Genomic DNA, 23101 nt, shown 5'->3' on the forward strand with positions numbered 1-23101 from the left:
GCTCTTGTGGCGTGCGCTGCGCGCAATGCCCTCGAAGCCCAGCTCGAACACCAGGGTGGGCCGCACGCTGCGCACAGGGCCGAAGCTCTCCACCGTGGTCTTGCGGATGACGGCGTCCACGCGTGCCATTTCTGCATCGGTCAGGCCCGAATAGGCCTTGGCGAAGGGCACGAGGGCGCGGCCCTCGGTGCCGGGCGGCGCGTTCCAGACGGCAAAGGTGTAGTCGCTGTAGAGGCTGGCGCGACGGCCGTGGCCGCGCTGGGCGTAGATGAGCACGGCGTCCACGCTCAGCGGATCGATCTTCCACTTCCACCACACGCCGCTGTCCTTGGTGCGGCCCACGCCGTAGGCGGCATCGCGGGCCTTGAGCATCATGCCCTCCACACCCAGGGAACGGGCCTGCTCGCGAAGTTCGGCCAGGGCGGCCCAGCTGTCGCCTTGCAGCACGGGGCTGGCCAGCAGTGCCGGATGCGCCACGGTGGCCACCAGCTGATCCAGCCTTGCGCGCCGTTCATGCTGGGGCAGCGCGCGCAGGTCCTGGCCGCCCTCCTCCAGCAAGTCATAGGCCAGCAGCACCACGGGCAGCTCGCGCAGCAGCTTGGGGCCCAGGGTCTTGCGGCCTATGCGCTTTTGCAGGTCGGCAAAGGGGCGCACATGGGCGGGCGCCTCGCCCTGCTGCGCGGCCCAGACGACGATCTCGCCGTCGATCACGGTGCCCGCAGGCAAGGCATCGCCCATGGCCTGCAGCTCGGGGAAGCGCTCGCTCACCAGTTCCTCGCCGCGCGACCAGATCCAGGTGCCCAGCGCGTCACCGCTGCCGCGCCGCACGATCTGGGCGCGTATGCCGTCCCATTTCCACTCCACCACCCATTGGGACGGCGGGCCGAGCACGGCGTCGAACTGCTCCAGCGGCAACTGCAGCGGATGGGCCAGGAAGAAGGGATAGGGGTGGCCGCGTGCTTCGCCCGAATGCGCGTCATCGCCCTCTTCCTCTCCCGCCACCAGCCGCAGGTAGTCGGCCGCCCCGGGCCGCGCGCCGATGTGGGTGTAGCCCATGAGCCGCTGGGCGATGCGCTTGGCATCCACCCCGCTGACGGCCGCCAGCGCCTGCGTGACCTGCAGCCGCGACACGCCGACCCGGAAGGCGCCGGTGATCAGCTTGAAGTAGACCAGCCGCTCATCGGCCGCCAGCCGCGCCCATTGCATGCGCAGCGTGTCCGCCAGCGCCTCGGGCGCCATGCCGCGCAGCGGCAGCAGGTGGTCCGTGACCCAGGTGGCCAGGCCCAGGTCGTGCGCGTCACCGGGTGGCGGCAGCAGCAGCGCAATGGTTTCGGCCAGGTCGCCCACGGCCTCGTAGCTTTCGTCGAACAGCCATTCGGGCAGGCCGGCAGCCTCGCGCGCCAGCTCCTTCAAGACCTTGGTGGGAACCAGCTGGCGCGGCTTGCCACCGGCCAGGAAATAGACGGCCCAGGCCGCATCGGCAGGCGCGGCGGCGCGCAGATAGGCCTGCAGCGCGGCCTGCTTGTCGCGGCTGGCGGTGCTGGCGTCCAGCGCGCGGTAGAGGGCGGCGAAATCCTTCATGGAGCGGGCGCCTCGTCCGGTGCAGCCTCAGCGGCGGCAGCCTCGTCCTCATCACCGTATTCGGTCTGGAAGGCTTGCGCATCCAGGCCCTGCTCGCGCAGCCAGCGCACCAGCACCGCCACGCTGCCGTGCGTGACGAAGACACGCTCGGCTCCCGTGGCGCCTATGGCGTACTGCAGGCCGGGCCAGTCGGCATGGTCGGACATGACAAAGCCCCGGTCCACGCCACGGCGCCGGCGCGTGCCGCGCAGCTGCATCCAGCCGCTGGCAAACGCATCGGCATGGCCGGGAAACCGGCGCATCCACGGCGTGCCCTGCGCCGAAGGCGGCGCCAGCACCAGGGCGGTCTTGAGCAGTTGTGCATCCACGCCGGGGTCGGTCACGCGCAGCGTGGGCGGCAGGTCCACGCCCGCTGCGCGGTACACGGCATTGAGCGGCTCCACCGCGCCATGCACGACGATGGGGCCGATGCGGCGGTCCACCCCATGCAGGATGCGCTGGGCCTTGCCGAAGGCATAGCACAGCAGCACCGAGGGCCTGCCCTGGGCGGCGTTGGCCTGCCACCAGGCGTTGATGTCGGCCATGAGCTCGGGCTGGCGGGGCCAGCGGTAGATGGGCAGGCCGAAGGTGGATTCGGTGATGAAGGTGTCGCAGCGCACGGGCTCGAAGGGGGTGCAGGTGCCATCGGCCTCGGTCTTGTAGTCGCCCGAGGCCACCCAGACCTGGCCGCCATGCTCCAGCCGCACCTGGGCCGATCCGAGCACATGGCCGGCCGGGTGCAGGGAGATGCGCACGCCGTGGTGTTCCACGGCTTCGCCATACGGCAGGGTCTGCAGCGTGATGTCAGCGCCCAGCCGTGCGCGCAGCACGCCCTCGCTGTCGTCATGGGCCAGGTAATGGGCATGGCCGGCGCGCGCGTGGTCGGAGTGGCCATGCGTGATCACGGCCCGGTCCACGGGCCGCCAGGGGTCGATGTAGAAGTCGCCGGCCGCGCAGTACAGGCCTTCGGGGCGGGCCACGATCAGGTCGGCGGGCATGCGGAAACGGGGAAAGCAGTGATCATGTCCCCATGCTAGTGGGGCGGTCGCCGCGCGCACGCTGGCCCGGAGCGCGGCAGGCTGTCAGCCTGCACCTACCCGCTCAACGAATGACCGCAACCGGTCCGCAGGGCCGGTCAAATCGGGGAAGATAGCGCCCTCTCATCCCACACACATCCACACGCCTTCATGAACAACTCCGTCGTACGCATGTCCAATCTCTTCCTGCAGCTGGGCCTGGATGCCAGTGACCAGGCCATTGCCGATTTCATCCGCGCGCACCAGCTGGCCGCCGATGTGGATGTGGTGGATGCGCCCTATTGGAGCGATGCGCAGCGCCAGTTCCTGGCCGAGCAGCTCAAGGCCGATGCGTCGTGGTCCATCGTCGTGGACCAGCTCAGCGAGTCGCTGCACGAAGACGCGGTCAGGCAGCGCGCTGCCCGATAGCACGGGCAGTCAGGCCGCCAGCGGCTCGGGCACCGTGATGTCCACGCTGTGGCGGCCGTCCACGCTGGTGGCCACGGTGCCGGTCACGGTGACGCGGCGCACCACGCGGTGGGCATCGCCGTAGTCGTTGATGGCGTAGTGCTGCGTGGCGCGGTTGTCCCAGATGGCCACGTCGCCCTGCGCCCACTGCCAGCGCACGGTGTTCTCCAGCCGGATGATGCGTTCGTTGAACAGCTGCAGCAGCGCCGTCGATTCATTGGCGCGCAGGCCCTTGATGCGCTTGGCGAAGTGGCCCAGCAGCAGCGCCTTCTCTCCAGTCTCGGGGTGCACATGCACCAGCGGCTGCTCCGACTCGATGGTCTTGCGCGTGAACACCTTGCGGTAGCTGGCGCGGCCTGCGGTCTCGGTCTGGCTGGCCGCGTTCTGGCGGAAGTTCTCGGCGTAGTCGTAGTCGTTGCCATGCACGGCCCACAGCTGCTCGGCCAGTTGCCTGAGCGGCTCGGGCAGGCCCTCATAGGCGGCCACGGTATTGGCCCAGACGGTGTCGCCGCCATGGCCGGGCAGCGTGACGGCGCGCAGCACGCAGACCTTGGGAAAGGCCGCCTTGAAGGTGACGTCGGTATGCCAGGAATCGGCGCGGCCGCCATGCTGGGAATTGAGCTCCAGAAAGGCCGTGCCGTCCGGGGCAGGCACGGTGGGGTGCGATTCGATCTCGCCGAACAGCCGCCCGAAGGCCTGGTGCGATGCATCCGTCAGATGGTGCTGGCCCCGGAAGAACAGCACGCGGTGGCGCAGCAGGGCCGCATGGATCTGCGTGAACTGTTCGGCCGCCAGCTCGCCCGACAGCCTGGCGCCGTGGACCACGGCGCCTATGCGGCCGGACAGGGGCTGGATCTGCAGCGGCTGTTGCCGGTCCTGCTCCAGGTCTTGGGCCACGGTGCTCAGGTGGCTGGCTTCGGTGACAGCGTTCACGGCGTCTCTCCTCAGTGCTTGCATGGGTGGAAGCCCCCATGCTAGTAACCGCCCTGCCACGCCACAACGAAGCTTTTGGCGCATGGTTATGCGCCAGAGACGTGCATGCCAACCAGGGCCGTGCGCGTCACAAAACTGCAACAAGGAAAACGTAACATTCCTTAACAATTTTGCGATGTGTCTTCCATGGATGAGTCCCGCGCCTACCTGAGCGATTCCAGGCCACGTTTCCGCCCACCCAGCGCTGCGGACCTGTGTACCCCCGTTCCCTGCATGACCGCCGACGAGACCAACGAGAAGGTGCTCGAGGTCTTCACGCGCCACCGGGACCTGATCAGCCTGCCCGTGGTGGAGGGCAACCGCCCCATCGGCCTGATCAACCGCAGCATCTTCCTGTCCCAGTTCAGCAAGCCGTTTCGCATGGAGCTGTACGGCAAGAAGAGCTGCATCGCCTTCATGGACAAGGAGCCGCTGGTGGTCGATGCCTCCACCGACATCGACACCCTGACCGTGAAGACCGTGGAGTACGGCGAAAAGGCGCTGACCGATGGCTTCATCATCACGCGCGACGGCCTGTTCGCGGGCGTGGGCAACGGTCTGCAGCTGATGCGCGCGGTGGCGGACATGCAGGTGGCACGCAACCGCCAGATCATGCACAGCATCGAATACGCCAGCGTGATCCAGCAGTCGCTGCTGCGCAGCTCGCGCGAGGCCCTGGCCCGCGCCTGCCCCGGCGCCGACCTGGTCTGGGAGCCGCGCGATGTGGTCGGCGGCGACTTCTACCAGTTCAGCCAGGACGGTGATGGCTGGTTTGCCACCGTGGCCGATTGCACGGGCCACGGCGTGCCCGGCGCCTTCATGACGCTGATCGCCACCAGCAGCCTGAGCCAGGCCATCAAGGAGCACGGCCCGCGCGACCCGGCCGCGCTGCTGGGCCATGTGAACCGCAGCGTCAAGCAGATGCTGGGCCAGCTCGATGGCAAGGATGGCACGCCGGGCTCCGACGACGGGCTGGACGCGGCCTGCTTCTGGTTCGAGCCCGCGCACCGGCGCCTGCGCTTTGCAGGCGCGCGCCTTGCGCTGTTCGTGCTGCGCCCCGGTGCCGAGGCAGTGGAGGTGCTCGATGGCCAGCGCAAGGGCGTGGGCTATGTGGACAGCGAGTTCGACTTCGCCTGGAACAACATCGACCTGGAGCTGCCCGCCGCCACCCTGGTCTTCATCACCACCGACGGCCTGATCGACCAGGTCGGCGGCCCGCGCGGCATCACCTTCGGCAAGAAGCGCGTGCGCGAGCTGCTGCTGGAGCAGGCAGGCCGCATGCCCGCCGAGATCAACCGCGCCCTGCTGGCCGCCCTGCAGGCCTGGCAGGGCGAACACCACCGCCGCGACGACCTGACCTTTTTCTGCTTCAGAACCTGAATGCCTCCCATGCCCTCCGCACAGATCGCCGACAAGTACGGCAGCTTCTTCCACCTGGCGCGCCAGCACCAGGTGATCTTCTACTACGTGGGCTACTTCTCGCAGAACATCGTCGCGGCCATGGCCGAGGCCGTGCGGCTGCAGCTGGAAGTGGCCGGCGTGCCGGGCCCCACGCGGCGCAAACTGTTCTCGTCCTTTGTCGAGATGGCGCAGAACATCATCCATTACTCGGCCGATGCCCTGACCCCGCCCCACCAGGACGATGGCGAGCTGCGCCACGGCGCGGTCTGCATCCGCCGCGAGGACGACGGCAGCTTCGTGCTGCTGTGCGCCAACCCCATCGAGCCGGGCATGGGCGAGGCACTGCGCGCCAAGCTCGACGCCCTGCGCAGCATGACGCTGGACGAGATCAAGAAGGCGTGCCGCCAGTCGCTGCGCGATGACGCGCCCGAAGGCAGCAAGGGCGCGGGCATGGGTTTCCTGACCCTGGCCCGCGATGCGCGCGAGCCGCTGCAGTTCGACTTCGATCCCGCCCAGACCGTGGACGGCCGGCCCGTCTTCTACCTGAAAGCCACGCTCTGAGCCGTCGCTCCGGCACCAGGCCTGGACAGGCCCGGCCCGCAGGCACGGACAACGCACCGAGATCACGCATGGACAACCTCTACATCGCACCGACTCCCAGTTCCCCGGAAGTGGACTTCCAGTTCGACACGCACACGCTGCACCTGCGTGGCGAGTCCTATCCCGAGAACGCCGCCGCCTTCTACGGCGGCATCCTGGCCCGCCTCAAGGACTACCTGGCCCAGCCGCAGCCGGCGCAGCAGCAGGCGCGCATCGAGGTGCACATCGCGCTGGCCTACTTCAACAGCTCCAGCACCAAGATGCTGTTCAACCTGATCGAGGCACTGAGCGGCGCCGCCGAGGCCGGCCGGCCCGTGGCCCTGCACTGGTACCACGACGAGGAAGACGACACCATCTGCGAGTTTGGCGAGGAGCTGCGCGACGACTTTCCCGCCATCGCCTTCACCGGCCACCCCGTGAAGGCGGCGTGATGGACACCGTGGCCGCTCCCGCGGATCTCTTCGATGCCGAGCACCAGGCCCTTTTGGCGGCCCGCGCCGCCCACGACCGGGGCGAAGAAGCCGGCGCCCAGGCCTGCCACCAGGCCCTGGGCGTGCTGCTGACCGCCTATGAGCGCCTGCTGCGCGAAACGCGCCGGCTGGTGCGCCGCAGCGACCGGGCCGAGCTGGAGATGACCCAGCTCAACCAGCGCCTGCAGGAGCTGGCCGGCGAGCTGGAATACCGCGCCACGCACGACCCGCTGACCGGCGTGCTCAACCGCGCGGCCATCATCGAGCGCGTGAACCGCCACTTCACCCAGCAGGGGCTGGCCCTGATCGTGCTGGACATAGACCACTTCAAGCGCGTGAACGACAGCTTCGGCCACCCCGTGGGCGACAGCGTGATCCTGGGCGTGGTGCGCTGCCTCAAGGCCGCCGTGCCGGCCACGGCCCACATCGGCCGCGTGGGCGGCGAGGAATTCACCGTGCTGCTGCCCCAGCACGACAGCGACGGCGCCGTGTGCGTGGCCGAGCAGGTGCGCGCCGCCATCGAGGCCCATCCCTTCGGCCTGCCCGACGCCAGCTGCATCACGGCCAGCTTCGGCGTGAGCTGGCGCCCGAGCGGCGGCCGCTTCGACGACGCCTACAGCCTGGCCGACGAGGCGCTGTACGCCGCCAAGCGCAGCGGGCGCAACCAGGTCGTGCGCGCGGTAGACCATGCCACGGCCTGAGCGGCGCGGACACAGACAGGGCTGAGGCATGAGTTTCGTGATGCGCGCACGGGCGCCCAGGGCGCCCGCCCCTGCTTCCGCCCTCCTGCAGCCGGCTCTGCAGCCGCCCCCGCCAACGCCCGTGCCCGGGCCTGAATGGCGGGTGCTGATCGTGGACAGCGACCCCGACGTACACGCCGCCTTCCGCCTGGCGCTGGAAGGCCACAGCCTGTTCGGCCGGCCGCTGGTGTTCCTCTACGCCCGCTCCGGCACGCAGGCGCGCAACCTGCTGCGCAGCGAGCAGGACCTGGCCGTGGTGGTGCTCGACGCCGTGACCGATGGCACGGGCGCCGGGCTGGACCTGGTGGACTTCATCCGCTACACGGCCGGCCTGCGCAACAGCCGCATCGTGCTGCGCACCGGCCGCCCGGGCCAGGCGCCCGACCTGGAAACCCTGCTGCGCTACGACATCAACGACTGCCGCACCAAGACCGAACTCACGCCCGACCGGCTGCTGGCCATCGTGGTGACCGCCGTGCGCTCCTACGAGCAGCTGTGCGCCATCGAGGCCAACCGCCGCAGCCTGGAGCTGATGGTGCGCTCCAGCGCCTCGCTGCTGGAGGAAACCAATCTGCACGCCTTCGCGCGGGGCGTGATCACCCAGCTGGCCACCTTGCTGGGCGTGGCCAGCGAAGGCCTGGTCTGCTCGGAGGGCACGCACCCGGCCGAGCCCTACCGCGTGCTCGCCGCCACGGGGCCATTCGCCCGGCTCATCGACCAGCCCATCGCCACCGTGCTGGCCTCGCGCGGGCTGCGCCTGCTGCGCCAGGCGCTGCAGACCCGCCGCAACATCTACGGCGTGCAGCGCGGCGTGGCGCTGTACATCGGCCGGGGCGACGAGCAGGACATGGCCGTCTTCATCGACGCACCGGCCTCGCACAGCGCACTGGACCGCCAGCTGCTCGAAGTCTTCTGCGCCAACCTGCGCACGCTGCTGCACAACCGCGGCCTGCTGGAGCGCCTGCACCAGTCCGCCTACTTCGACCCGCTGGTCTGCTTGCCCAACCGCGCCCACTTCGTGGAAAAAGTGGACGAATGCGTGTGGCGCGGCACGCGTGACCATGTGCTGGCCCTGGTGGACATCGACGACTTCAGCGCCACCAACGACGTGATGGGCCACCGCTTTGGCGACCGCCTGCTCGAAGCCATGGCCCGCCGCCTGGCCAGCGCCCTGCCCGCAGGCGTGCTGCTGGCGCGCGTGGGATCGGACACCTTCGGCATCCTGGGCCCCACCGACGAGGTGGCCCTGGCCCAGTTGCTGGACTGCGCCCGCCAGCCGCTGGCCGTGGATGGCGTGCCGCACAAGGTCTCGCTGACCTGCGGCTACGTGTACCTGCCCCATGAGCGCCAGGCCGGCACCGACCTGGTCAAGGACGCCACCATCGCCCTCAAGCGCGCCAAGCGGGATCACCGCGGCCAGCTGCTGGAGTACTCCGAGCAGATGGGCATGGAGGCGCGCGACCGCGCCCTGCTGCTGTCCGACCTTCGCGCCGCCATCGACGGCGCCCAGCTTTTCCTGGTCTACCAGCCCCAGGTGGACCTGGAAACCCATGCCCTGGTCGGCCTGGAGGCCCTGCTGCGCTGGCGCCGGCAGGACGGGAGCTTCGTGCCGCCCGACCGCTTCATTCCGGTGGCCGAGCATTCGGGCCTCATCGTGCCGCTGGGCCAATGGGTGCTGGCCACGGCCTGCCGCACCATGCGCGAACTGCTGGACGCCGGCCGCGCCCCCAGGCGCATGGCCGTCAATGTCTCCACCGTGCAGCTGCAGGACACGGGCTTTCTGCAGACCGTGAGCAACGCCCTGGCAGAGCACGGCCTGCAGGGCTCGCAGCTGGAGCTGGAGATCACAGAATCCGTCGCGGTCCTGCCCACCCAGCTGCTGCAGGCCACGCTCAGCGCCCTGCGCTCCCTGGGCGTGACCATTGCCATCGACGACTTCGGCACCGGCTACTCCTCGCTGAGCTACCTGGAGCGCCTGCCGCTGGACCGCATCAAGATCGACCGCAGCTTCGTGCGCCAGCTTGGCGAATCACAGGAAGCGCGCATCGCCGAAATGATCGCCCAGCTGGGCCGCAAGCTCGGCCTGCAGGTCCTGGCCGAAGGCATAGAGGACGCCAGCGCCTGGCAGGCCCTGCGCGCCATGGGCTGCCAGGAGGGACAGGGCTATCACATTGCGCGGCCCATGGACAAGGCGCAGTTGCTGGGCTGGCTGGGCCAGCGCACTGGCGCACCGGAGTGAATGGTGCGCAGGAGTGAATGGTGCGCAGGAGTGAAGGCGCCCTGTCGCCCATTCACGGCAGATGGGGCGCGATCACCTCGGCCAGCAGGCCGAAGCTGTGGCGGATCTCCTGCTCCGTCACGGCTCCGTAGCCCAGCACCAGGCCCCGGGCCGGATCGGGCCTGAGCGAGTACAGGGACAGCGGCCGCGTGAGCACGCCCAGCTTGCGTGCCTGCCGCGCGATGGCGTCATCGTCCGAGCCGGGCGGCAGGCCCAGCACCAGGTGCAGCCCCGCGTCTCCGCCCTGCACGGTCACCGCCGTGCCCAGGCGCTGGCCTATCTCGTCGATGAGCACGCGCCGGCGCTCGCCATAGACCTGGCGCATGCGGCGGATGTGGTTGACGTAGTGGCCCTGCCGCATGAACTGCGCCAGCACGATCTGCTGCATGATCTGCCCCTCCCGGAACAGCTCGCTCAGCGCGCGCGCAAAGCTGTCGGCCAGGTCGCTGGGCAGCACGAGGTAGGCCAGACGCAGCGAGGGGAACATGGTCTTGGAGAAGGTGCCCAGATAGATCACGCGGCCGTGCTCGTCCAGGCCCTGCAGCGCCGGCAGCGGGCGCGAGGTGAAGCGGAACTCGCTGTCGTAGTCGTCCTCGACGATCCAGACCCGCTGGGCCACCGCGTAGTCCAGCAGCTGGCGCCTTCGGCCATGGCCCATGAGCACGCCGCTGGGGTACTGGTGCGAGGGCGAGATGAACATCAGCCGCGGCGGTGTCTTCAGTTGCTGCGGCGTGGGCGCCAGGCCCTCGCCGTCCAGCGCGATGGGCTGCAGTTGCAGGCCGGCCATGCGGAACACGCTGCGTGCGCCCCAGTAGCCGGGGTCCTCCAGCCAGACGGTGTCGCCAGGATCGGCCAGCAGCTGGGAAATCAGGTGCAGCGCCTGCTGGGCGCCGCTGGTCACCAGGATCTGGTCCGCGCTGCAGGCCACGCCGCGCGTGCCCTGCAAGTGCTCGGCAATGGCTTCGCGCAGCGCGGGGTGGCCCGCACCCGTGGCATAGCTCAGTTGCAGCGGGTTGTGATCGCGCCAGGCCTGGGCGTGCAGGCGGCTCCATAGCGCGGCCGGAAACTGGCGCAGCTCGGGCACGCCCGGCGCGAACGCGCCCCACTGCAGGTGGCTGGCCCGCGCCCCGCCCACGATGGCGCTGCCGCGCCGCGACAGCGGCGTGCCACGGCGGCGCGGCAACGGCGGCTGGCTCACGAAGGCCGGCGCCACCTCGGCCACATAGGTGCCCCGCCCCACGCCGGCCTGCACCAGGCCCTCCAGCGCCAGTTGCTCATAGACCTGGACGATGGTGTTGCGCGCAATGCCCAGCGTCTGCGCCAGCTCGCGGCTGGTGGGCAGCCGCGAGCCCGCCGGCAGGGCCTTGCGCAGGATGCCTTCCTTGACGATGCGGTAGAGCTGGCGGTGGTTGTACTCGGCATCGCTACGTTGGAAATGCCGATTGACAAAGTCCGGCAGCGTGGCACTTCCAACGCGGGAAATTGGTTCTCTTTTGTTCACGGTATTTGGTTCTTTTGTTGGGATCAATGTGAACATAGACTCGCCCCCATGTATAGCTATCGAAGGCATGAAAGCCGAATATTTTTTCAATGATCCGCCTCCAGACACTTCAAAGATCTGTGCCTACCGCCCGGTTCTCTCCGCCCCTCAGTCAGCCTATGTCCTTGAAGTTGAAAGCTTTTCGTTGCGGCACCCTGCCGGCCCGGCAAGCCGCCTGCCAGGAGGTGCAGCCATGAGCACGGCCACCACCTTCGGCATCGCCGGCATCCAGATGGAGGTTTGCGCCTTCGACAGCAACCTGGAACGCATGGCCGGTTACCTGCGCCACATCCGCTCGCGTTTTCCCTGGGTCCGCATGGTGCTGTTCTCCGAGCTGGCGGCGCTGGGCCCCAAGCACGACAGGGCCGAGCCGCTGCCCGGCCCCACCGAGGACCGGCTGTGCGGGCTGGCCCGGGAAACCGGCCTGTGGCTGATTCCCGGCTCGCTGTTCGAGAGCGTGGCCGGCCCCGATGGCACGGTGGTCTACAACACCACGCCCGTCATCAACCCGCAGGGCGAGGTCGTCACGCGTTTTCGCAAGCTCTTTCCCTTCAGGCCCTATGAGCGCGATGTGGCCGGCGGCACCGGCTTTTGCGTGTTCGACGTGCCTGGCGCGGGCCGTTTCGGCGTGTCCATCTGCTACGACATGTGGTTTCCGGAGACCACGCGCACGCTGGTGGCCATGGGCGCCGAGGTGATCCTGCACCCCACCATGACGGACACCATCGACCGCGATGTGGAGCTGTGCATCGCGCGCGCCTCGGCCGTCACCAACCAGGTCTATTTCTTCGATGTGAACGGCGTGGGCGACGGCGGCGTGGGCCGCTCCATCATCGTGGACCCCTCGGGCTACGTGCTCCACCAGGCCGACAGCGGCGCCCAGATCATGCCCATCGAGGTCGACTTCGCCCGGCTGCGGCACGAGCGCGAACACGGCCTGCGCAGCAACCTGGGCCAGCCGCTCAAGAGCTTCCGCGACCGCGACTGCGATTTCACCGTCTACCGCAAGGACGGCACCGACTTCCCCTACCTGCACAGCCTGGGAGCACTGGACAAGCCCCAATGACCTGACACGCCCTTTTCCCAGCGATCGACATCACGAGCACCACAAAGCCGCAAGCCACCGGGCGATGCGGCAAAAAACCAGGAGACAACGATGACATCCCGCCCCCCGACCGAAACGCGCGCCCGTGCCTCCCTCAGCCGCCACCGCAGCGTCTGGGAAATGCGTGCCGATGGCTGGATCAGCCTGGTGGACGATCTCAGCCGGCTGGCCATCCTGGCGCCCGAGCACCCCGAGCGTGCCAGCCGCCTGGCCCATGTGCAGACCATCATCGACGCGCTGGCTCCGGTCGAAAGCTACTGGGCCTTTCCCGGGGGCCGGGTCTTCGGCGAGCTGTGCCAGTGGATAGAGCGCGAGGAACTGGCACGCGCGCACCAGGCGGCGCGGCGCATCCACCGCGTGCTGGCTGCGCGCACCTACCGGCATGACGCCAACACGCTGGACAACGACAACGAACTGCCCTCGCAGATAGAGACCGACAGCGAGCGTCAGGCACAGTTGACGCGGCCCTACTTCGAGGTGCTGATCGTCGATGAGATGTCGGCCAGCGAGGAAGACGCGCTGCGCCGCCGCGTGCAGCGCAAGCGCAGCGCCGACGACGATTTCGTGTTCGACATCGTGGTGGTGCCCAGCTTCGAGGACGCGCTGATCGCCACCCTGGTCAACTTCAACCTGCAGGCCGTGGTGATACGCCATGGCTTTCCATTCCGCTCGGTCAACAGGAACGGCATGCTGCGCCGCTTCCTGGAAGGCATGGACGACAACAGCGAGGCCATGCCCGAGTTCGAGCGCGGCCCGCTGCTGGGCCGCCAGATCGCGCAGCTGCGCCCCGAGCTGGACCTGTACCTGGTCACCGATGTCAGCGTCGAGGAGATCGCCGCGCGCGTGGGCGAGGTCTTCAAGCGCATCTTCTTCGGCGAGGAAGACCACATCGAGCTGTACAGCGCCATCATGAAAGGCGTGGGCGAGCGCCACAGAACGCCCTTCTTCCACGCGCTGCGCGACTACGCCAAGCAGCCCACGGGCGTGTTCCATGCGCTGCCGCTGGCGCGCGGCAAGTCCATCATGAACAGCAACTGGATCGGGGACCTGGCCCAGTTCTACGGCATGAACCTGTTCATGGCCGAGACCTCGGCCACCTCGGGCGGGCTGGACTCGCTGCTGGACCCCGTGGGCCCGCTCAAGCTGGCCCAGGAGTACGCGGCCCGCGCCTTCGGCGCCAGGCGCACCTACTTCGCCACCAACGGCACCTCCACCTGCAACAAGATCGTGGTGCAGGCCCTGGTGCGGCCCGACGACATCGTGCTGGTGGACCGCAACTGCCACAAGTCCCACCACTACGGCCTGGTGCTGGCCGGCGCCCAGGTGGCCTACCTGGACTCCTATCCGCTGGACCAGTACTCCATGTATGGCGCCGTGCCGCTGCGCCACATCAAGGAGACCCTGCTGGGCTTTCGGCGCGCGGGCACGCTGGAGCGCGTGCGCATGGTGCTGCTGACCAACTGCACCTTCGACGGCATCGTTTACGACGTGGAGCGCGTGATGACGGAATGCCTGGCCATCAAGCCCGACCTGGTCTTCCTCTGGGACGAGGCCTGGTTCGCCTTCGCGCGCTGCCATCCCATCTACCGCCCGCGCACGGCCATGGCCAGCGCCGCCAAGCTGTGCGAGACCTTCAAGGACCCGGCCTACGCCAGGCGCCACGCCGAGTTCGCCGCCAGCATCGACTGGGAGGACGACCAGCAGTTGCTGGAGACCCGGCTGATCCCCGACCCCGCCAAGGCCCGCATCCGGGTCTACGCCACGCATTCCACGCACAAGACGCTGACGGCGCTGCGCCAGGGCTCGATGATCCATATCTGGGACCAGGACTTCAAGGACAAGGCCGAGGAGTCCTTCCACGAGGCGTACATGACGCACACCTCGACCTCGCCCAACTACCAGATCCTCGCCTCGCTGGACGTGGGCCGCCGCCAGGTGGAACTGGAGGGCTACGAGCTGATCCAGCGCCAGCTGGAGCTGGCCATGAGCCTGCGCGAGCAGGTGCTGCACCACCCCCTGCTCAGGCGCTACTTCCGCTTCCTGCGCATCGGCGACCTGGTGCCGCTGGCCTACCGCGAGTCGGGCGTGGACAACTACTACAACGACGAGACGGGCTGGGACAACCTGGAGGTGGCATGGCGCAGCGACGAGTTCGTGCTCGACCCCAGCCGCGCCACCCTGGTCATCGGCACCACGGGCATGGACGGCGACACCTTCAAGAACAAGGAGTTGATGGACAGGTACGGCATCCAGATCAACAAGACCTCGCGCAACACCGTGCTGTTCATGACCAACATCGGCAGCACGCGCTCGGCCATCGCCTACCTGATCGAGGTGCTGATCAAGATTGCCCGCGACGTGGACGCCCGCGTGGCCGACCTGAGCGCCATCGAGCGGCGCATCCATGAAAGGCGCGTGCGCTCGCTCACGCTGGAGCAGCCGCCGCTGCCCAATTTCTCCAGCTTCCACTTCGCCTTCCGGGGCCGCAGCGTCGAAGGCCGCGCAGGCACGCGCGACGGCGACATCCGCAGCGCCTTCTTCCTCTCGTACGACGACACCAACTGCGAATACATCGACATGGCCGAGGCCGCGCGCGCCATCGCCGAGGGGCGCGAGCTGGTGTCCGCGCTCTTCGTCATCCCCTACCCGCCGGGCTTTCCCATCCTTGTGCCCGGGCAGGTGATCAGCGCCGAGATCCTGCAGTTCATGGCCGCGCTCGATGTGCGCGAGATCCACGGCTTCCGGCCCGAGCTAGGCTTTCGCATCTTCAGCCGGGCCGCGCTGGACCGCGCCGCCCAGGCCACGGCCGCGCGCGCCGCGCTGGCGCTGTCGGGCCGCGCGGCGCAGCCGCAGGCGGGCGACGAAGGCCTGGGCCTGGTCCGACCCGAGCCCGAACCTGAACTGATCACGCTTTCCCCCACCCCGAAGAAGACCACGACGAGGAGCAAGAAGTGAACAACAAAGTCAAAAGCGTTGCCGACCTGCTGCTGATGTTCCACCGCAACGAGCGGCCCATCTACTTCATCAGCGCCACCAACTTCAACCTGCTGGGCATGGACCGCTGGGTCAACCGCTTCCGCTACATCAACTACATCGACTGCTTCGACGGCCGCCACCCCAACGCCTTCGTGCCGCAGGAGCTGCCGCACGAGCCCTTCGAGTCCATCGAGGACATCAACAACTACCTACTGCAGCACAAGGATGTGGTGGACCTGATCGAGCGGCGTGGCGGCAAGCCGGTCGCCACCTTCCTGATGTTCGACGAGAAGACCGAGGCCCTGGCCCGGGAGCTGGGCATGGAGGTCTGGTTTCCGCCAGCCGCGCTGCGCCAGCGCTGCGACAACAAGATGGAGACCGTGCGCATAGGCAACAAGGCCGGCGTGTACTCGGTGCCCAACGCGCTGGAGAAGGTGGACAGCTACGAGCACCTGATGCAGATCGCCGAGCGCCACGGCCTGGGCAAGGACCTGGTGGTGCAGTCGGCCTTCGGCGACTCGGGCCACACCACCTTCTTCATCGCCTCGCGCGAGGACTTCGACAAGCACAAGGACGAGATCGTCAACGACCCCGAGGTCAAGATCATGAAGCGCATCAACTGCCGCGGCGCCACGCTGGAGGCCTGCGCCACCCAGTCGGGCACCCTGGTCGGGCCGCTGCTGACCGAGGTGGTGGGCGCGCGCGAACTCACGCCCTACAAGGGCGGCTGGTGCGGCAACGAGGTGTTCCCGGGCGCCTTCTCCGAGGAGGTGCGCGCCAGGGCGCGCGACATGGCCGAGCGCTTCGGCAACCAGCTGCTGGCCGAGGGCTACCGCGGCTACTTCGACCTGGACTTCCTGATCGACACCGACACCGGCGAGGTCTACCTGGGCGAGCTGAACCCGCGCATCTGCGGCGCCAGCCCCATGACCAACCATGCCGCCTTCGCCTACGCCGATGCGCCGCTGTTCCTGTTCCACCTGCTCGAATTCTCGGGCGTGCCGTTCGACCTGAACGTCAAGGAGATCAACGAGCGCTGGGCCCAGCCGCATTTCATCGATTCCTGGTCTCAGGTGGTGCTCAAGTTCAACGAGGACCGCATCGACCAGGTCACGCATGCTCCGGCCACCGGCATCTACCGCATGGGCGAGGACGGCAGCGTGGCCTACCAGCGCTTCGACTACAACCGCAAGGCCATAGACACCGAGCGCGAGGCCTTCTTCCTGCGCATCACCGGCCCCGGCGACTACCGCTACGAGGGCGCCGACCTGGGCATCCTGATCACGCGCGGCCGCTCGATGGACGACAACTTCAAGCTCAACATCCGGGCGCGCGACTGGATACGCGGCATCAAGAACTACTACGCGGGCAAGCCCATCCTGGCCACCCAGCCCGGCGCAGCGCCGGCGCCGGGCTCGTTCAAGATCCTCTGAAGGCCTCCCCATGCCCCTGCCTACCCGCATCCGCTTCCAGGCCATCGCCGAAGACCTGCCCGGCCGGAAATGGCAGGCCCTGTGCGAGCAGGCCTGGCCCTACTACCGCGCCTGGTTCCTGCGCCAGGGCGCCGTGGCGCGCGCCGGCTTCCTGGAGTGCCGCCGCGCCCTGCGCCAGCACATGCCGGAGCTGGTGCCCACCTGGGAGCGGCTGGTGGAGCTGGCCGGCGGCGGCGACATCGAGGCGCGCTTCCTGTCGCTGTGGTGCCCGCCGCCCTACATCACCGGCTGCTCCCAGGCCGTCTGGCTCGATGCGGTGGGCCAGCAGGAACCCATGCTGCTGCGCAACTACGACTTCGCGCCCGCGCTGCTGGAGGGCCACTGGCTGGCCACGCGCTGGAGCGGGCAGCGCGTGGCCGCCATGGGCGACTGCCTGTGGGGCGCGCTGGACGGCATGAACGAGTCGGGCCTGGCCGCCTCACTGTCCTTTGGCGGCCGCACGGCCCATGGCGACGGCTTCGGCATTCCGCTGGTGCTGCGCTATGTGCTGGAGATCGCGCAGGACACCGCATCGGCCGTGGCCATCCTGCAGCGCGTGCCCGTGCACATGTGCTACAGCGTCACGCTGCTGGACGCCCGGGGCGAATGGGCCACGGTGTTCCTGAACCCCGACCGCCCCGTGGAAGTGACCCGGCGCCGGGCCGTGACCAACTTCCAGCACACGGTGGAGTGGCCCGAGCATGCACGCGCCACCAGCGCCTGCGAGCGGCTGGCGGCCCTGCAGCAGCAGATCGAAGCCGGCATGCCGGCCGGCGACACGCAGGCCGCGCTGCTGCGCGAGCCCCTGTACCAGCCCGCCTGGCGGCGCGGCTACGGAACGCTGTACACGGCGGCCTACGCCCCTCGGTCGGGCCGGCTCGAACTGTCCTGGCCCGGCCAGGCCTGGCCGCAGACGCTGGCGGCCTTCGAGGAGGGCCACCGGGAGATCGCCTACCTGAGCCAGGGCCCCTGAGCGCCCCGCCCCGGCATCCCGCGCCTGCATTCAGCGCTTGCATCCGACGCCCGGGACAAGGTGCCACGCACTGCCGTCCAGGCATTCCCCACAGGTTCCGAAGGAGACATGGAAATGACAAGAAGACTTCCGCCCGCCATCTGGATTCTGGTTGCCATGGTGCTGGGCATCGTGATCGGCTACATGGTGTTCATCAACTTCCCCGACAAGAAGGCGGCCGCGCAGATCGCGGGCTACATCTCCATCATGTCGGACGTGTTCCTGCGGCTGATCAAGATGCTGATCGGCCCGCTCGTGTTCTCCACGCTGGTGGTGGGCATCGCGCACATGGGCGACGCGGCCTCGGTGGGCCGGGTGTTCCTCAAGGCCATGGGCTGGTTCGTCACCGCCTCGCTGGTGTCGCTGGTCATGGGCCTGGTCCTGGCCAACCTGCTGCAGCCGGGGCACAACCTGGGGCTGCCGCTGCCGGACATCGGCGCTTCGGCCAACCTCGCCACCGCCAAGTTCACGCTCAAGGACTTCGTCAGCCACTTGGTGCCCAAGTCCTTTGCCGAGGCCATGGCCAACAACGAGATCCTGCAGATCGTCGTGTTCTCCATGTTCTTCGGCGTAGCCCTGGCCGCACTCGGTGAAAAGGGCAGGACGCTGGTGGCCGCCATCGACGAGCTGTCCCACGTCATGCTCAAGATCACCGGCTATGTGATGAAGCTCGCGCCGCTGGCCGTGCTGGCGGCCATGGCGGCCACCGTGTCGGTCAACGGCCTGGAGATCCTGCTGAAGTTTGCCGTTTTCATGGGGGACTTCTACCTGGGCCTGTTTCTGCTGTGGGGAGTGCTGGTGATCGCCGGTTTCCTGTTCCTGGGCCCGCGCATCTTCAGGCTGCTGGTGCTGATCAAGGAAGCCTTCATGCTCTCGTTCGCCACCGCCAGCTCCGAGGCCGCCTACCCCAAGATCCTGGACGCGCTGGACCGCTTCGGCGTCAAGCGCAAGATCTCCAGCTTCGTGATGCCCATGGGCTACTCGTTCAACCTCGACGGCTCCATGATGTACTGCACCTTCGCCGTGCTGTTCATCGCCCAGGCCTACGACATCCACCTGTCGCTGGGCACGCAGATCACCATGCTGCTGATCCTGATGCTGACCTCCAAGGGCATGGCCGGCGTGCCGCGCGCCTCGCTGGTGGTGATCGCCGCCACGCTCAACCAGTTCAACATCCCCGAGGCCGGCCTGCTGCTCATCCTGGGCGTGGACACCTTCCTGGACATGGGCCGATCGGCCACCAACGCCGTGGGCAACTCCATCGCCACCGCCGTCGTCGCCAAGTGGGAGGGCGACCTGCTGCCCGAGACCGAAGCCGCTGCCAATGCCGCACGGCTGGATTCGGAGGTCAAGGCCACGCTGGCCCATCCCGCCTCCCCGGCCCATTCCTGACAACCCGCACAAGGAAACGCCATGAAACCCGAACCCAGATCACGGCCCGGGCAGCCATGGGCGCTGCCGGGGCCGGCGCGGGCGGCAGCGGCAGCGGGCGTGGCGGCCCTTGCGCTGCTGGCCGCCACGGCCGGCGCCCAGGAAGCCGACACGCCAGAGCGCACCGCCGCCAGCCGCGCGCCCGCCACGCTCAGCGGCACGCTGGCCAAGGTGCGCGCCAGCGGCTCCATTGCGCTGGGCTACCGCCAGGCCTCGGTGCCGTTTTCCTACCTGAACGCGCGCAACGAGCCCATCGGCTACTCCATCGAGCTGTGCAAGGCGCTGGTGACCAGCATCGAGGATGCGGTCAACAGGAGCCTGGCCATCCGCTGGGTGCCCGTCACGGCCGACAACCGCGTGGACGCTGTGGCCAGCGGCAAGGTGGACCTGGAATGCGGCTCCACCACCAGCAATCTGGAGCGCCAAAAGCGCGTGGCCTTCTCGCCCATCATGTTCGTGGCCGGCACCAAGGTCATGGTCCGGCAGGACACGCAGATCCGCTCCTTGCGCGACCTGGCCAGCAAGAAGGTGGCGGTGACGGCCGGCACCACCAATGAAAAAGCCATGCGCGACCTGGACCGCAAGTTCCACCTGGGCATGCAGCTGCAGGTGGTGCCCGACCACTCCCAGGGCTTTGCCCAGGTGGCCGGCGGCCAGTCCGACGCCTTCGCCACCGACGACGTGCTGCTGTACGGCCTGATCGCGGAGAACGCCGGCAAGGCGGAGGGCAACGGCGGCACGGGCGCGAGCCAGGGCGCCAGGCTCCAGGTGGTGGGCGACTACCTCTCCTACGACCCCTACGCAATCATGTTCCGCAAGGACGACCCCCAGCTGGCCCAGGTGGTGAGAAGCAGCTTCCAGGCGCTGGCCGAGGACGGCGAGATCGAGCGCCAGTACAGGCGCTGGTTCCTGCGCCGCCTGCCCTCGGGCACCAGCCTGGACCTGCCGATGAGCGCCCAGTTGCAGACCCTCATCGAGACCCTGGCCGCCCAACCCCGTTGAGGCGGTTGCTTCCTGCACCTGCACCCATTGCGCGCCGGATGGCGCCTCGCCCGGCTTTGCTCTGCGCAAGGCACGCAGCACGCGGGTCGCGCCCACTTTGCAACAGCAAATACAAGGAGACAGGAAATGAGTCAGCAACTCGAAGGTGGGCTGAAGCCGCGGCACCTCACCATGCTATCCATTGCGGGGGTGATCGGCGGTGCGCTGTTCGTCGGTTCCGGCAAGGTGATTGCCAGTGCCGGCCCCGCAGCCATCCTGGCGTACATGGGCGGGGGCATCCTGGTGGTGCTGGTCATGCGCATGCTGGGCGAGATGGCCGTGGCGCAGCCTGACAGCGGCTCGTTCTCCACCTACGCAGACCGCGCCATCGGGCGCTGGGCCGGCTTCACGATCGGCTGGCTGTACTGGTGCTTCTGGACACTGCTGATGGGCTGGGAGGCCTATGTGGCCGGGGCCATCCTCAACGCCTGGATGCCGGCCGTTCCCATCTGGGGCTACATGCTGGTGGTGGTCTTCGGCCTGATGGCCGTCAACTTCCTGCCGGTGCACAACTCTGGCGAGTTCGAGTTCTGGTTCGCTCTGATCAAGGTCGTGGCCATTGTGCTGTTCATCGCCATCGGAGCGCTGGCCATCGCCAGGCTCTGGCCTGCGGGCGATGTCGCAGGCATGGCGCACCTGACCAGCAAGGGCTTCATGCCCAACGGCCCCGGCGCCGTGGTGGTGGCGCTGCTGGGCGCGATGTTCGCCTTCATCGGGGCCGAGATCGTCACCGTGGCGGCGGCCGAATCCCAGGACCCGGGCAAGGAAATCGTGCGGACCACCCGGTCCGTGGTCTGGCGCATTTCGCTGTTCTACGTGGGCTCCATCTTCATCGTGGTCTGCCTGATTCCGTACGACACCCCGGGCCTGATCCTCTCCACCGAAGGCACCTACGCCGTCGCGCTCAAGCACCTGGGCATTGCCTTCGCCGGCCAGATCGTCAACTTCGTGGTGCTGACTTCCGTGTGCAGTTGCTTCAACTCGGCGCTCTACACCTCCAGCCGCATGCTTTTCTCGCTGGCGCGCCGCGGCGACGCCCCCCACCTGTTCACGACCCTGGGCCGCAGCACCAGCGCGCCCTACATGGCCGTCATCGCCTCCAGCGCGCTGGCCCTGCTGACGGTCGCCCTCACCGCCACCGGCCAGATGGACGTGTTCGATGTGCTCATGGCCGCGACCGGCTCCATCGCGCTGCTGGTGTACCTGTGCATCGCCGTGTCGCAGTTGCACATGCGCCGCAAGCTCGAAGCCAGCGGCACGCCCATCCGCCTGAAGATGTGGTGCTTCCCGGCGCTGACCTACGCCACCATCTTCTTCATCGTCGCCTCCATGGTGGTCATGGTGGCCGAGGGCACCTACCGCAAGGAAGTGCTCTACACCAGCGTGCTGGGCGGTGCATTGGTCGCCCTGGGCATGCTGGCGCAAAAGCTCCACTGGGGCCGCCCGAAACCCGGCCGCGTGGAACAGGAGCAGGCCGCTCAGGAAGGCCTGGGTCCGTTGATCGTCAAGTCCGAATAAATGGAGACACAAGCATGAGCACCGATCCATCCGTCCGCATCGAACACGACCTGCTGGGGGACCGCGAGGTTCCCGCCGACGCCTACTACGGCGTGCACACCCTGCGCGCCCGGGAGAACTTCGGCATCACCGGCACGCCCATCTCCATCTACCCCGAACTGATCCGCGCCCTGGCCAGCATCAAGCAGGCGGCGGCCCTGACCAACCATGAGCTGGGCCTGCTGGACCAGCGGCGCTGCGATGCCATCGTGAGCGCCTGCCAGGAGCTGCAGGGCGGGCGGCTGCACGAGCAGTTCGTGGTGGACGTGATCCAGGGCGGTGCCGGCACCTCGACCAACATGAACGCCAACGAGGTCATCGCCAACCGCGCGCTGGAGCTGCTGGGCCACCACAAGGGCGAGTACCAGTACCTGCATCCCAACGAGCAGGTGAACATCGGCCAGAGCACCAACGATGTCTACCCCTCCGCGCTCAAGATCGCCACCTGGTTCGGCATCCACGGGCTGATCGACGCCATGGACACGCTGCGCCTGGCCTTCGCGCAAAAGGCAGAGGAGTTCCAGGATGTGCTGAAAATGGGCCGCACCCAGCTGCAGGATGCCGTGCCCATGACGCTGGGCCAGGAATTCAGCACCTATGCCGTGATGATCGAGGAGGACCAGGCGCGGCTGCGCGAGGCCGTGCTGCTGATCTGCGAGATCAACATGGGCGCCACCGCCATAGGCACGGGCATCACCGCCCATCCCGACTACGCGCCCCTGGTGCTCAAGCACCTGCAGGAGATCACCGGCATTGCGCTGCAGACCGCGCCCAACCTGATCGAGGCCACCCAGGACTGCGGCGCCTTCGTGCAGCTGTCGGGCGTGCTCAAGCGCGTAGCCGTCAAGCTGTCCAAGACCTGCAACGACCTGCGGCTGCTGTCCAGCGGCCCGCGTGCCGGCCTGGGCGAGATCAACCTGCCGGCCATGCAGGCGGGATCGAGCATCATGCCGGGCAAGGTCAACCCCGTGATCCCCGAGGTGGTGAACCAGATCGCCTTCGAGGTCATCGGCAACGACATCACCGTCAGCTTCGCGGCCGAGGCCGGGCAGCTGCAGCTCAATGCCTTCGAGCCCATCATCGCCCACAGCATCTTCAAAAGCGTGAGCCACCTGCGCAACGGCTGCCTGACGCTGGCCGAGCGCTGCGTGCAGGGCATCACCGCCAACCGCGAACACCTGCGCGCGGCGGTGGAGAACTCCATCGGCATCGTGACCGCGCTCAACCCCTACATCGGCTACGCCAACGCCACTTCCGTGGCCCAGCAAGCCCATGCCAGCGGCGGCAGCGTCTACGACATCGTGCTGGCCCGGGGCCTGCTGAGCAAAACGCAGCTGGACACCATCCTGCGGCCCGAGATCCTCACGCGGCCCTCGGCACTGAAACTCGGATGACCGGTCTG

Annotated in this window: 18 protein-coding genes; 14 read left to right on the forward strand and 4 right to left on the reverse strand. The window is 68.1% G+C overall.

What is annotated here, in order from left to right; genetic code table 11:
• Together IAE24_RS26310 and IAE24_RS26315 are read right to left on the reverse strand one after the other, a co-directional pair.
• On the reverse strand, window positions 1-1581 hold a 1581-nt coding region (locus IAE24_RS26310), incomplete at its 3' end, for an ATP-dependent DNA ligase (protein ID WP_200016403.1).
• Window positions 1578-2618, reverse strand: a complete 1041-nt coding sequence (locus IAE24_RS26315; protein WP_199960928.1) for a ligase-associated DNA damage response exonuclease — start codon at window positions 2616-2618, stop codon at window positions 1578-1580. The genes IAE24_RS26310 and IAE24_RS26315, both read right to left, overlap by 4 nt.
• Before the next feature lie 189 nt (window positions 2619-2807).
• On the opposite strand from IAE24_RS26315, the gene IAE24_RS26320 reads away from it, so the two are divergent.
• Entirely contained in the window at window positions 2808-3065 is a 258-nt protein-coding gene (locus IAE24_RS26320; RefSeq protein WP_012204886.1) for a DUF2789 domain-containing protein, read from the forward strand.
• Between the two features lie 9 nt (window positions 3066-3074).
• Here IAE24_RS26320 and IAE24_RS26325 read toward each other — a convergent pair whose 3' ends face one another.
• Window positions 3075-4037, reverse strand: coding sequence for a TauD/TfdA dioxygenase family protein (locus IAE24_RS26325; RefSeq protein ID WP_063326491.1), 963 nt, complete (start codon window positions 4035-4037; stop codon window positions 3075-3077).
• A 186-nt stretch (window positions 4038-4223) separates the two neighbouring features.
• On the opposite strand from IAE24_RS26325, the gene IAE24_RS26330 reads away from it, so the two are divergent.
• The 5 genes from IAE24_RS26330 to IAE24_RS26350 all read left to right on the forward strand — a co-directional run bounded on the left by IAE24_RS26330 (window position 4224) and on the right by IAE24_RS26350 (window position 9526).
• The gene (locus IAE24_RS26330; RefSeq protein WP_199960929.1) at window positions 4224-5456 is read left to right on the forward strand and encodes a SpoIIE family protein phosphatase; all 1233 of its coding nucleotides are present in this window, start codon (window positions 4224-4226) and stop codon (window positions 5454-5456) included.
• A 9-nt stretch (window positions 5457-5465) separates the two neighbouring features.
• The gene (locus IAE24_RS26335; RefSeq protein WP_013802972.1) at window positions 5466-6038 is read left to right on the forward strand and encodes a SiaB family protein kinase; all 573 of its coding nucleotides are present in this window, start codon (window positions 5466-5468) and stop codon (window positions 6036-6038) included.
• 68 nt (window positions 6039-6106) lie between these two features.
• Window positions 6107-6508, forward strand: coding sequence for a DUF1987 domain-containing protein (locus IAE24_RS26340; RefSeq protein WP_012204882.1), 402 nt, complete (start codon window positions 6107-6109; stop codon window positions 6506-6508).
• Window positions 6508-7248 carry a GGDEF domain-containing protein gene (locus tag IAE24_RS26345; RefSeq protein ID WP_199960930.1) on the forward strand — a complete coding sequence of 247 codons (741 nt, stop codon included), beginning with the start codon at window positions 6508-6510 and terminating at the stop codon, window positions 7246-7248. The genes IAE24_RS26340 and IAE24_RS26345 overlap by 1 nt, the downstream gene beginning before the upstream one ends.
• Window positions 7249-7276: 28 nt before the next feature.
• Window positions 7277-9526, forward strand: a complete 2250-nt coding sequence (locus IAE24_RS26350; RefSeq protein ID WP_199960931.1) for a putative bifunctional diguanylate cyclase/phosphodiesterase — start codon at window positions 7277-7279, stop codon at window positions 9524-9526.
• A 52-nt stretch (window positions 9527-9578) separates the two neighbouring features.
• Here IAE24_RS26350 and pdxR read toward each other — a convergent pair whose 3' ends face one another.
• Complete coding sequence (pdxR, locus tag IAE24_RS26355) at window positions 9579-11066, reverse strand: MocR-like pyridoxine biosynthesis transcription factor PdxR (RefSeq protein WP_353175103.1); 1488 nt, start codon at window positions 11064-11066, stop codon at window positions 9579-9581.
• A 232-nt stretch (window positions 11067-11298) separates the two neighbouring features.
• On the opposite strand from pdxR, the gene IAE24_RS26360 reads away from it, so the two are divergent.
• From IAE24_RS26360 to aspA, 8 genes are all read left to right on the forward strand, one after another.
• Window positions 11299-12171, forward strand: a complete 873-nt coding sequence (locus IAE24_RS26360) for a carbon-nitrogen hydrolase family protein (protein ID WP_199960932.1) — start codon at window positions 11299-11301, stop codon at window positions 12169-12171.
• A gap of 90 nt (window positions 12172-12261) precedes the next feature.
• On the forward strand, window positions 12262-15165 hold the full coding sequence (locus IAE24_RS26365) for an aminotransferase class I/II-fold pyridoxal phosphate-dependent enzyme (RefSeq protein ID WP_013802976.1): 2904 nt from the start codon (window positions 12262-12264) through the stop codon (window positions 15163-15165).
• Window positions 15162-16619, forward strand: coding sequence for a biotin carboxylase (locus IAE24_RS26370; protein ID WP_013802977.1), 1458 nt, complete (start codon window positions 15162-15164; stop codon window positions 16617-16619). Before IAE24_RS26365 ends, IAE24_RS26370 begins: the two co-directional genes overlap by 4 nt.
• Window positions 16620-16629: 10 nt before the next feature.
• Complete coding sequence (locus tag IAE24_RS26375) at window positions 16630-17631, forward strand: C45 family autoproteolytic acyltransferase/hydolase (protein WP_199960933.1); 1002 nt, start codon at window positions 16630-16632, stop codon at window positions 17629-17631.
• A 114-nt stretch (window positions 17632-17745) separates the two neighbouring features.
• Complete coding sequence (locus IAE24_RS26380; RefSeq protein ID WP_065348162.1) at window positions 17746-19062, forward strand: dicarboxylate/amino acid:cation symporter; 1317 nt, start codon at window positions 17746-17748, stop codon at window positions 19060-19062.
• 21 nt (window positions 19063-19083) lie between these two features.
• Window positions 19084-20103 (forward strand): amino acid ABC transporter substrate-binding protein, encoded by a 1020-nt coding sequence (locus tag IAE24_RS26385; RefSeq protein WP_199960934.1) that lies wholly within the window; start codon window positions 19084-19086, stop codon window positions 20101-20103.
• A gap of 126 nt (window positions 20104-20229) precedes the next feature.
• Window positions 20230-21660: an amino acid permease gene (locus tag IAE24_RS26390; RefSeq protein WP_199960935.1), complete on the forward strand. Its 1431-nt coding sequence runs from the start codon at window positions 20230-20232 to the stop codon at window positions 21658-21660.
• A 14-nt stretch (window positions 21661-21674) separates the two neighbouring features.
• Window positions 21675-23093 carry an aspartate ammonia-lyase gene (gene aspA / locus IAE24_RS26395; protein WP_199960936.1) on the forward strand — a complete coding sequence of 473 codons (1419 nt, stop codon included), beginning with the start codon at window positions 21675-21677 and terminating at the stop codon, window positions 23091-23093.
• Window positions 23094-23101: the final 8 nt, after the last annotated feature.

This window comes from Delftia sp. S65 (assembly GCF_016516495.1).
In the GTDB taxonomy this organism is placed as follows: Bacteria; Pseudomonadota; Gammaproteobacteria; order Burkholderiales; family Burkholderiaceae_C; genus Comamonas; species Comamonas acidovorans.

Excerpts from the sequence above, each read along its gene's own strand:
- IAE24_RS26315 (WP_199960928.1), bottom strand. The coding sequence starts at position 2,618 with ATGCCCGCCGACCTGATCGTGGCCCGCCCCGAAGGCCTGTACTGCGCG.
- IAE24_RS26320 (WP_012204886.1), top strand. The coding sequence starts at position 2,808 with ATGAACAACTCCGTCGTACGCATGTCCAATCTCTTCCTGCAGCTGGGC.
- IAE24_RS26330 (WP_199960929.1), top strand. The coding sequence starts at position 4,224 with ATGGATGAGTCCCGCGCCTACCTGAGCGATTCCAGGCCACGTTTCCGC.
- IAE24_RS26335 (WP_013802972.1), top strand. The coding sequence starts at position 5,466 with ATGCCCTCCGCACAGATCGCCGACAAGTACGGCAGCTTCTTCCACCTG.
- IAE24_RS26340 (WP_012204882.1), top strand. The coding sequence starts at position 6,107 with ATGGACAACCTCTACATCGCACCGACTCCCAGTTCCCCGGAAGTGGAC.
- IAE24_RS26345 (WP_199960930.1), top strand. The coding sequence starts at position 6,508 with ATGGACACCGTGGCCGCTCCCGCGGATCTCTTCGATGCCGAGCACCAG.
- IAE24_RS26350 (WP_199960931.1), top strand. The coding sequence starts at position 7,277 with ATGAGTTTCGTGATGCGCGCACGGGCGCCCAGGGCGCCCGCCCCTGCT.
- IAE24_RS26360 (WP_199960932.1), top strand. The coding sequence starts at position 11,299 with ATGAGCACGGCCACCACCTTCGGCATCGCCGGCATCCAGATGGAGGTT.
- IAE24_RS26365 (WP_013802976.1), top strand. The coding sequence starts at position 12,262 with ATGACATCCCGCCCCCCGACCGAAACGCGCGCCCGTGCCTCCCTCAGC.
- IAE24_RS26375 (WP_199960933.1), top strand. The coding sequence starts at position 16,630 with ATGCCCCTGCCTACCCGCATCCGCTTCCAGGCCATCGCCGAAGACCTG.
- IAE24_RS26380 (WP_065348162.1), top strand. The coding sequence starts at position 17,746 with ATGACAAGAAGACTTCCGCCCGCCATCTGGATTCTGGTTGCCATGGTG.
- IAE24_RS26385 (WP_199960934.1), top strand. The coding sequence starts at position 19,084 with ATGAAACCCGAACCCAGATCACGGCCCGGGCAGCCATGGGCGCTGCCG.
- IAE24_RS26390 (WP_199960935.1), top strand. The coding sequence starts at position 20,230 with ATGAGTCAGCAACTCGAAGGTGGGCTGAAGCCGCGGCACCTCACCATG.
- aspA (WP_199960936.1), top strand. The coding sequence starts at position 21,675 with ATGAGCACCGATCCATCCGTCCGCATCGAACACGACCTGCTGGGGGAC.